Genomic DNA, 9270 nt, shown 5'->3' with positions numbered 1-9270 from the left:
CGCGTCGCCCGCGATGCGCCGCAGCAGCGCCGCCAGCGCGTCCGGCGCCGTCACCATGGCGTCATGGCCAGTGGCGATCTCCGCCCAGTCCCAGCCGGCTTCGCCCCGCACCTTGTCGCGCGCCCAGGCGAGCGGGCCGTACCAGGGATCGGTGCAGGCGATGTAGGTGCGCGGCAGCCCGTTGCCGGCGGGATGCGCGAGCCGCAGCGGCGTGCGGTAGGTGCCGGCGGGATGCGGCGTCAGGTGGCGGCGGACCCAGGGGGCGAGCGGATGGTCCTCCGGCACGCCGAAGACGGAGACGGGCGGCGGCGGGGCGAAGAGGCCGGCGCCCTGTTCCTCCACCACCCGGAGGCGTTCCGCCGCGACCTCCGGCGCCATGCGGCCCCAGGGCGTCTCGCCATCCTCCAGCACCATGGCGTCCAGATAGACCAGGCGGCGGATGCGCCGCGGCACCCGGTCGGCGGCGCCGGTGATGGCATTGCCGCCGAAGCTGTGGCCGACCAGGATGGCGTCCGCGATCTCCTCCGCCTCCAGGTGCTGCACCAGGTCGTCGACGAAGGTGTCGAGCGTGACCTGGGCCGAGAGCAGGTGCCGCCGTTCGCCGAGGCCGGTCTGGGTCGGCGTGGTGACCCGGTGGCCGGCGGCGCGGAGCAGCGCCGCGACATCCCGCCAGCACCAGCCGCCATGCCAGGCGCCGTGCAGCAGCACGAAATTCCGACCCGCCATCCGCCTGTCCTCCCTCGGTCGGCGGAGGCTAGCGCGGCCTGCGCGCGGAATCGAACGCCGAGCCGCCGAGGGGCTGGGGCGGGGTCAGGCCGCGGGCCGGCCATGGCCCGGCGCGATCCTGCCTGCCATGCCGCCGCCAGGGCGCCCGCGCACCGGCCTGCGGGCCGGCCGCGATCAGAAATCGACCGAGAGGATGACCTTGCCCAGCCAACGGTCGCTGGCGCGGGTCAGGCCATGGCCCAGGCCAAGATGCAGCGCGAAGCGTTCGCTGATCTTCCAGTCGGTGGTGGCGAAAAGCTGGTGCGCCTGGCCGCCGGGCTTGGCCGGGCGGTCGATGCGGTCGAAATCCATGTAGTGCTCCAGCCCGATCCAGTGCTGTTCCGCCACCTGCAGCACGCCGCGGACCGCCGGCGCGAAGACCGGGCCGTCGCGGCCGAGCGGGAATTCCACCGCCGGGTTGAGGATGAGCTGCCAGGGACCGCGCCGCAGGTCGATGATCGGCCGCAGCGTGACGCCCCAGTCGGCGCTGGTGAAGCGGTAGGGCTGGTGGCGCAGTTCAACGTCGAAGCCGTAGGCCACCGGCCGGTCGGCCGCGCCCGGGACGACGAAGCTGTTGCGCAGCTTGAAGCCGCCGCCGAAGACGTCGCCGGAGAATTCCCTCGCCACCGGCAGGTACAGCGCCACCTCGTGCCAGGGCGCGGTGACGTAACCGATCTCGGCGGTGAAGAGCGCGCCGTTGCGCGGCGCGCCCTCGCCCGCTTCGCGGATGCCGCGGCGGCCAAAATTCAGGTGCAAGTTGAGGTCGAAGCCGCCGGGCTGGGTGATGCGGCCATCGAAGACCTGGAACTCGTCGAAGCCGGCGGCGCGGGCGGCCGGGGCGCCGGGCGCGGCGGCCAGCAGCAGGGGGAGGAGCGGCAGGAGGCGGCGCATGCCGGCGGCAACGCCGGCGCCGGCCCCCCGTTCCGCGGCCGAGATTTCATGCGGATTGCGGCAGGATGTCCCGCACGCGCCTGCCGGCATGACCGGTCTTACGCGCCTGCCGGCATCGCCTTCCTCACGCGCCTGCCGGCATGTGTTTGTTCACGCGCCTGCCGGCGCGATGACCGTCCAGGTGGTGGTGACATGCGTGGCCAGGTCCTCCGAGCCCTCGGCGCGCATCAGCACCTCCCCGAAGACCTGGCGACGGCCGCGCTTGACGATGCGGGCTTCCGCCAGCACGGCGCCGCGCCCGGCGGGCCGGAGGAAGTTGACCGTCATGCTGCTGGTGACGCAATCATCCCGGCCGCTGCTGACGGACAGCAGCGCGGCCCACATCGCCACATCGGCGAGGCCCATGAGGGCGGGGCCGGAGACGGTGTCGCCCGGGCGCAGCAGCACCGGGCTGAAGGGCAGCCGGACCAGGGCGGTGCCGGCCTCGGCGGCCAGCACCTCGATATTCCATTCGGCGACGAGCGGCACGCCGGCGCGCATGATCGCCTGCATGTCGGCCAGCGTCAGAGGGTTGGGCATCAGCGTCCTTCGACCACGCGGCCGGTGCAGGGATTGTGGCCGAGCCAGTAGCAGAGCTCGGCCGGGCGGGCGATGCGGAACAGCGCGAGGTCGCAGCGCAGCCCGGGCGCGATCCGGCCGCGATCCGCGAGGCCGAGCGCCGCGGCCGCCTGCACCGTGACTCCGCGCAGCGCCTCCGCCACCGTCAGGCGGAACAGGGTGCAGGCCATGTTCAGCATCAGCAGCAGCGAGAGGGCGGGGGAGGAGCCCGGGTTGAAGTCGGTGGCGACGGCCATGCGCAGCCCGGCGGCGCGCATGGCGGCGATGTCGGGCCGGGACGTCTCCCGCAGGAAATAGGTGCAGCCGGGCAGCAGCACCGCGACCGTGCCGGCATCCGCCATGGCGCGCAGGCCCGGCGGGCTGGCGCGTTCGAGGTGGTCCACCGACAGCACGCGGTGCCGGGCGCCGAGGGCGGCGCTGCCGGCATCCCCATGCTGGTCGCCATGCAGCTTGGCGGGCAGGCCGAGCCGGGCGGCGGCGTCCAGCACCAGCGCCGTATCGGCATCGTCGAAGGCGAGCGGGTCGTGGAAGACATCCACCGCATCGACCAGGCCGGCGGCCGCGGCGGCGGGCAGGATGATCTCCGCGACATGGCGGGCATAGTCGGCGCGGCGGCCGGCGAATTCCGGCGGCACGGCATGGGCGGCGAGCAGGGTGGTGACGACGGAGAGGGGCAGTTCGGCGCCGAGGCGGCGGGCGGCGCGCAGTTGCCGCAGCTCGGCATCGAGGGCGAGGCCGTAGCCCGACTTCACCTCCAGCGTCGTGACGCCTTCGGCCAGCAGCGCGCGGGTGCGGGGCAGGGCGGCGGCGAGCAGCGCGTCCTCATCCGCGGCGCGGGTGGCGCGCATGGTCGACAGGATGCCGCCGCCCGCCTTCAGGATGGCGGCATAGTCCTCGCCGGCCAGGCGGCGCTCGAACTCCTCGGCGCGGTCGCCGCCGAAGACCAGATGGGTGTGGCAGTCGATCAGGCCGGGCAGGATCCAGGCGCCGGCGCAATCCGTGGTCTCGGCAGCCGGGCCGGCCAGGTCGGCGCGCGGGCCGACCCAGGCGATGCGGCCGGCGCGCGCGGCGACGGCGCCGTCCTCGACGATGCCCAGCCCGTCGCCCTGCATGGTGGCGAGGTTGGCGTTCAGCCAGACGCGGTCGAACACCTCACGCCACCTCCACCAGCGCGGCGAACCGCCCGCGTTCCACCAGCGCCTTCACCGCGGCGATGTCGGGCGCCATGACGCGGTCCTCGTCCCAGGCGGCGGCGACGCCGCGCACCAGGCCATGCGCCCGCTCGATGGCGTCGGAGGATTGCAGGGGACGGTGGAATTCCAGCCCCTGCGCCGCCGCCAGCAATTCGATGGCCAGGATCGACGCCAAGTGGTCCGCCATGTCGTGCAGCCGCAGCGCCGCCCCGGTCGCCATGCTGACATGGTCTTCCTGGTTCGCGCTGGTCGGCAGGCTGTCCACGCTGCGCGGCGTGGCGAGGGCGCGGTTTTCCGCCACCAGCGCCGCCGCGGTCACCTGCGCCAGCATGAAGCCGGAATTCAGCCCGCCATCGCGCACCAGGAAGGCCGGCAGGCCCGACAGCGCCGGGTCGGTCAGCAGCGCGATCCGCCGCTCGCTGATCGCGCCAAGCTCGGCCAGCGACAGGGCAAGGGCATCGGCCGCGAAGGCCACCGGCTCGGCGTGGAAATTGCCGCCCGACAGGACCTCGCCCCCCTCCACCACCAGCGGGTTGTCGGTGACGGCATTCGCTTCCCGCGCCAGGACCTGGGCGGCATGGCCCATCAGGTCCAGGCAGGCGCCGGCCACCTGCGGCTGGCAGCGCAGCGAATAGGGGTCCTGCACCCGCGGGTCGCCCTCCCGGTGGCTCTCGCGGATCGTGCTGCCCTCCAGCAGGGCGCGCAGCACGGCGGCGACGCGGATCTGCCCGGGCTGGCCGCGCAGCGCATGGATGCGGGCATCGAAGGGCGTGTCGCTGCCGCGCGCGGCATCCACGCTCATCGCGCCGGCGACCAGGGCGGTGTGCAGCAGGTCCTCCGCCGCGAACAGCGCGGCCAGCGCCAGCGCGGTGCTGACCTGCGTGCCGTTCAGCAGCGCCAGCCCTTCCTTCGGCCCCAGCACCAGCGGGGCGATGCCGGCGCGGTCCAGCGCCGCGGCGCCCGGCAGCACCTCCTCGCCCAGCAGCGCCTCGCCCTCCCCGATCAGCACCAGGGAGAGATGCGCCAGCGGCGCCAAATCGCCTGAGGCGCCGACCGAGCCGCGCGCCGGGATGGCCGGGACGATGCCGGCCTCCAGCAGGGCCAGCAGCGCCTCCACCACCACCGGCCGCACGGCAGAGGCGCCGCGGGCCAGCGACAGCGCCTTCAGCGCGATCACCAGCCGCACCACCGGCGCCGGCAGCAGCGGGCCGGTGCCGGCGGCATGGCTGCGCACCAGGTTCACCTGCAGCCGCGCCAGCTGCTCGGCCGGGATGCGGGTGCCGGCCAGCTTGCCGAAGCCGGTGTTCACGCCATACAGCGCCTCGGCGCCGGCCAGCCGCGCGGCCAGCGCCTCGGCGCCGGCCGCGACCGGGCCGCGCCAGCCCTCGGCCAGGACCAGCGGCGCGCCTTCCATGATGGCGCGCAGGTCGGACAGGCCGGCTTCGCCGGGCGTGATCATGGCGCCAGCGTCGCGCCGGATGGCGCGCCTGACATCATCGGCAGGTCCAGCCCATGCTCCCGCGCGCAGGCGATGGCGATGTCGTAGCCCGCATCGGCATGGCGCATGACGCCGGTGGCGGGGTCGTTCCAGAGAACACGCTTGAGCCGCCGCGCCGCATCCTCCGTCCCGTCGCAGAGGATGACCATCCCGCTGTGCTGGGAGAAGCCCATGCCCACGCCGCCGCCATGGTGCAGGGAGACCCAGGTGGCGCCGGAGGCCGTGTTGAGCAGCGCGTTCAGCAGCGGCCAGTCGGACACGGCGTCCGATCCGTCGCGCATCGCCTCCGTCTCCCGGTTCGGGGAGGCGACGCTGCCGCTGTCCAGGTGGTCGCGGCCGATGACGACCGGCCCGATCTCGCCGCGCGCCACCATCTCGTTGAAGGCGAGGCCGAGGCGGTCCCGCTGCCCGAGGCCCACCCAGCAGATGCGCGCCGGCAATCCCTGGAAGCTGATCCGCGCCCGGGCCATGTCCAGCCACTGGTGCAGGTGCGGGTCGTCCGGGATCAGTTCGCGCACCTTCGCATCGGTGCGGTAGATGTCCTCCGGGTCACCGCTCAGCGCCGCCCAGCGGAAGGGCCCGATGCCGCGGCAGAACAGGGGCCGGATATAGGCCGGCACGAAGCCCGGGAAGCCGAAGGCGCCCGCCAGCCCTTCCTCCTTCGCCATCTGCCGGATGTTGTTGCCGTAGTCGAGCACCTTCGCGCCGCGGTCTTGGAAGTCCAGCATGGCCTGCACATGCGCGACCATGCTGCGCTTCGCGGCGGCGGCGACGGCGGCCGGGTCGCTCTCCCGCTTCGCCTCCCATTCCGCGAGTGTCCAGCCGGCGGGGAGGTAGCCATTGGCCGGGTCATGCGCGCTGGTCTGGTCGGTGACGATGTCGGGCACCACGCCGCGCCGCACCAGCTCGCAAAAAACCTCGGCGGCATTGCCCAGCAGGCCGACGCTGATGGCGCGGCCCTCGGCGCAGGCGGCGCGGATCATCGCCAGCGCCGTGTCCAGGTCGTCGGCGCGGTGGTCGAGGTAGCGGGTCTCCAGCCGCTTCTCGATGCGGGAGGGCTGGCATTCCACCGCCAGCACGCAGGCCCCGGCGAAGACGCCGGCCAGCGGCTGCGCCCCGCCCATGCCGCCCAGCCCGCCGGTCAGGATCCAGCGGCCGCGCAGCGACCCGGAAAAATGCTGCCGCCCGGCCTCGGCGAAGGTCTCGTAGGTGCCCTGCACGATCCCCTGGGAGCCGATATAGATCCAGGACCCCGCGGTCATCTGGCCGTACATCATCAGGCCCTTGCGATCGAGCTCGGAGAAATGCTCCCAGCTCGCCCAGCGCGGCACCAGGTTGGAATTGGCGATCAGCACGCGCGGCGCGTCCCTGTGCGTCTCGAAGACGCCCACCGGCTTGCCGGACTGCACCAGCAGGGTCTGCGTCTCCTCCAGCCGGCGCAGGGTGGCGACGATGGTCTCGTAGCTCCGCCAGTCGCGGGCGGCGCGGCCGATGCCGCCATAGACCACCAGCTCCCCCGGTTTCTCCGCCACCTCCTCGTCGAGGTTGTTCATGAGCATCCGGAGCGGCGCCTCGGTCGTCCAGTGCTTCGCGGAGAGCTCCAGGCCGCGCGGCGACCTGATGGCGGGGGCATTGCGGAAGCGGTCGGTCATGGCGCGGCAGGATAGGCGCCTCAGGCGGCGCCGCGCCACTTCCGCAAAGCCAGCCAGCAGGCCATGGCCCAGGCGGCGCCCAGGCACCAGCCGGCCAGCACGTCGGTCGGCCAATGCACCCCCAGCCAGACCCGGCTGGCGCCGACCAGCAGGGTAAGCAGCGCCGCCATGGTCAGGATATAAGCCCGGTGCCGCCGCCGCCGCGCCCCGGCGGCCAGCAGCGCCCCGAGCGTCAGGAAGCCGATGGCGGACAGCATGGCATGGCCGGAGGGGAAGCTGGCCGTCTGCACCTCCGCCAGCCGCGCCACCAGGTCCGGCCGCGGCCGGCCGAAGGCATCCTTCAGCAGGGTGTTCACCAGCAGCCCGCCGGGCAGGGAGACCAGCAGCAGCGCCGCCGCCCGCCAGCGCCGGTCCAGCACCAGGTAGCCCAGCGCCAGCAGCGTCAGCAGGAACAGCACGGGGATGCTCCCCAGCGCCGTCACTTCCCGGATGGACAGGGTCAGCCAAGCGGGCCCGATCGGCTGGTCCGGCGCGCCGGGCTGCCGCAGCGCCAGCAGGATCGCCTGGTCGAAGCCGTGGCTCTCGTCCTCCAGCAGGTCCACCAGCAGGGCGAAGCCCAGCAGCCCGGCCGCCAGCACACCCAGCGCGGCCAGGGCCGCCCCTTGCCCCAGGGCGAAGCGGATGATCCGCTGCGGCAGGCCGGCGCGCGGCGCAACGATGTCGCTCATGCGACCGAAACTTGCGTGGCGCTCGGCGGTTGCAAGCGCGCAACAGGCGGGGAGGCCTGATCATCTCTACCGGGACCAGCGCAACGGGGGCCATGGCGGCCGGAACCCAGGCACGCGGGCGCGCCCTGCTGCTGATCAACCGGAAGGCGCGCAGCGGCGAGGAGCAGGCCGAGGCGGCCGAGGCGGCGCTGCGCGAGGTGGGCATCGAGCCGGTGCCGGCGGACATGCCCGACGGCACCAGCTGCGCCGAGGCCATCGCGCGGGGCGTGGCGCGGGGCGATGTCGACCGCGTGGTGGTGGGCGGCGGCGACGGCACGCTGAACGCCGCCATCCCCGGCCTGCTGGAGGCCGGGCTGCCCTTCGGCATCCTCCCCCTCGGCACCGCCAACGACCTGGCCCGCAGCCTGGGCATCCCCTTTGAGCTGGACGGCGCGGCGCGGGTGATCGCGGAGGAAGCGCCGCGCCCCGTCGATCTCGGCGAGGTCAATGGCCATTGCTACTTCAACGTGGCGAGCATCGGCTTCAGCGCGGAGCTGGCCGGGGAGCTGAAGGCCGAGGCGAAGAAGCGCTTCGGCAAGCTCGGCTACGGCGTCGCCGCCCTCGGCCTCCTCCGCCGCGCCCGGCCCTTCACGGTGACGCTGCACCATGACGGGCGGAAGGAACGGGCGCGGACCATCCAGGTCTCGGTCGGCAACGGCAAGCACTATGGCGGCGGGATGACGGTGGCCGAGGATGCCCGCCCCGACGATGGCCAGCTCGATGTCTACAGCCTGGAGGTGCGGCGCTGGTGGCGCCTGGTGCTGCTGCTGCCCTGGCTGCGCAGCGGCACCCAGGGGCGCTGGCGGGATGTGCGGGCCTTCCGCACCACCGCGCTGGAGCTGCACACCCGCCGGCCGCGGCCGGTGAACACCGACGGCGAGCTGACCACGCATACGCCGGCGGTGTTCCGGATGCGCCCCGCCGCGCTCAGGGTCTATGCGCCGCCGCCCGGAACCGGCTGAGCTTGTCCGGGTTGCGCATGATGTAGATGGCGGCGACGCGGCCCTCGCGCAGCTCCAGCAGCGTCGCCTGCGGGATGCCGTCCGGCTCCAGCGTCACGAAGCCCGGCAAGCCATTGATGCGGCCCAGATGCAGCACCGGCGCCGGCTCCGGCGGCCGCTTGGCGCCGAGGCGGAGGAACAGCCGCAGCACCTTGGCGGCGCCGAGGATGGGGTTGAGCGCCGCCTGGCGCCGCCCGCCGCCATCGCTGTGCAGCACCACATCCGCCGCTAGCAGGTCGCGCAGCGCCGCCTCCGCCCCGCCGCGGGACGCGGCCAGGAAGGCGCCGGCGATGCGCCGCGCCTCGGCCTCGCTCACCGCCTGGCGCGGCGTCGCCTCCCCCAGCCGGGCGCGGGCGCGGCTGGCCAGCTTGCGGCAGGCCTCCTCCCGCCGGCCGAGCAGGGCGGCCAACTCGGCGAAGGGCGTCTCGAACAGGTCGTGCAGGATGAAGACCGCGCGCTCGGCCGGGCCCAGCCGCTGCAGCGCCAGCAGGAAGGCGACCGAGAGGTCCTGCGCCCTGGCATGCGCCGCCTCCTGCGGCGGCGCCTCGCTCTCCGGCACCGGCTCCGGCAGCCAGGGGCCGACATAGGTCTCCCGCCGCGCCCGGGCGGATTTCAGGTGGTCGAGCGAGAGCCGCGCCGCCGCGGTCAGCAGCCAGGCGCGCGGCACCACCACGCTGGCGCGGTCGGCGCCGAGCCAGCGCAGGAAGACCTCCTGCGCGATGTCCTCGGCCGTGGCGAGCGACCCGGTCATCCGGTAGGCGAGGCCGATCAGCTCGCCGCGCAGCGGCAGGTAATGGGCGGCGGCGTCGGCCGCGCCCGGCGGGCCGGGTGCAGCCGCCGCCGTCGCCGGCCCCCCGGCGGCCGGGCGGGTCATGCGGCCGCGTC

Annotated in this window: 9 protein-coding genes; 1 reads left to right on the top strand and 8 read right to left on the bottom strand. The window is 74.1% G+C overall.

Annotated features, from left to right (window positions below):
- The 7 genes from E2C05_RS24650 to E2C05_RS24620 form a co-directional block, all read right to left on the bottom strand.
- Positions 1-726, bottom strand: a 726-nt coding sequence (locus E2C05_RS24650; RefSeq protein ID WP_133222295.1) for an alpha/beta fold hydrolase, incomplete at its 3' end; no start/stop codon positions are given.
- A 174-nt stretch (positions 727-900) separates the two neighbouring features.
- Entirely contained in the window at positions 901-1656 is a 756-nt protein-coding gene (locus E2C05_RS24645) for a hypothetical protein (protein ID WP_133222294.1), read from the bottom strand.
- Positions 1657-1806: 150 nt separating this feature from the next.
- On the bottom strand, positions 1807-2235 hold the full coding sequence (locus tag E2C05_RS24640) for a PaaI family thioesterase (RefSeq protein WP_133222293.1): 429 nt from the start codon (positions 2233-2235) through the stop codon (positions 1807-1809).
- Positions 2235-3425: an imidazolonepropionase gene (gene hutI, locus E2C05_RS24635; protein ID WP_456306525.1), complete on the bottom strand. Its 1191-nt coding sequence runs from the start codon at positions 3423-3425 to the stop codon at positions 2235-2237. The genes E2C05_RS24640 and hutI overlap by 1 nt, the downstream gene beginning before the upstream one ends.
- Position 3426: 1 nt before the next feature.
- Positions 3427-4926: a histidine ammonia-lyase gene (gene hutH / locus E2C05_RS24630; protein ID WP_133222292.1), complete on the bottom strand. Its 1500-nt coding sequence runs from the start codon at positions 4924-4926 to the stop codon at positions 3427-3429.
- Positions 4923-6617, bottom strand: coding sequence for a urocanate hydratase (gene hutU, locus E2C05_RS24625; protein ID WP_133222291.1), 1695 nt, complete (start codon positions 6615-6617; stop codon positions 4923-4925). The genes hutH and hutU overlap by 4 nt, the downstream gene beginning before the upstream one ends.
- Positions 6618-6637: 20 nt before the next feature.
- Entirely contained in the window at positions 6638-7345 is a 708-nt protein-coding gene (locus tag E2C05_RS24620) for a phosphatase PAP2 family protein (RefSeq protein ID WP_133222290.1), read from the bottom strand.
- Positions 7346-7437: 92 nt separating this feature from the next.
- Here E2C05_RS24620 and E2C05_RS24615 point away from each other — a divergent pair, with 92 nt between their 5' ends.
- The gene (locus E2C05_RS24615) at positions 7438-8346 is read left to right on the top strand and encodes a lipid kinase (RefSeq protein WP_133222289.1); all 909 of its coding nucleotides are present in this window, start codon (positions 7438-7440) and stop codon (positions 8344-8346) included.
- Here E2C05_RS24615 and E2C05_RS24610 read toward each other — a convergent pair.
- On the bottom strand, positions 8312-9270 hold a 959-nt coding region (locus E2C05_RS24610; RefSeq protein ID WP_338045188.1), incomplete at its 5' end, for a sigma-70 family RNA polymerase sigma factor. The two genes, E2C05_RS24615 and E2C05_RS24610, sit on opposite strands and share 35 nt — an antisense overlap.

Source organism: Paracraurococcus ruber (genome assembly GCF_004353985.1).
Classification (GTDB): Bacteria; Pseudomonadota; Alphaproteobacteria; order Acetobacterales; family Acetobacteraceae; genus Paracraurococcus; species Paracraurococcus ruber.
This window is presented reverse-complemented; position numbering and strand designations above follow the sequence as displayed.

Coding starts and splice junctions, on each gene's coding strand:
- E2C05_RS24645 (WP_133222294.1), bottom strand. CDS start 1,656: ATGCGCCGCCTCCTGCCGCTCCTCCCCCTGCTGCTGGCCGCCGCGCCC.
- E2C05_RS24640 (WP_133222293.1), bottom strand. CDS start 2,235: ATGCCCAACCCTCTGACGCTGGCCGACATGCAGGCGATCATGCGCGCC.
- hutH (WP_133222292.1), bottom strand. CDS start 4,926: ATGATCACGCCCGGCGAAGCCGGCCTGTCCGACCTGCGCGCCATCATG.
- hutU (WP_133222291.1), bottom strand. CDS start 6,617: ATGACCGACCGCTTCCGCAATGCCCCCGCCATCAGGTCGCCGCGCGGC.
- E2C05_RS24620 (WP_133222290.1), bottom strand. CDS start 7,345: ATGAGCGACATCGTTGCGCCGCGCGCCGGCCTGCCGCAGCGGATCATC.
- E2C05_RS24615 (WP_133222289.1), top strand. CDS start 7,438: ATGGCGGCCGGAACCCAGGCACGCGGGCGCGCCCTGCTGCTGATCAAC.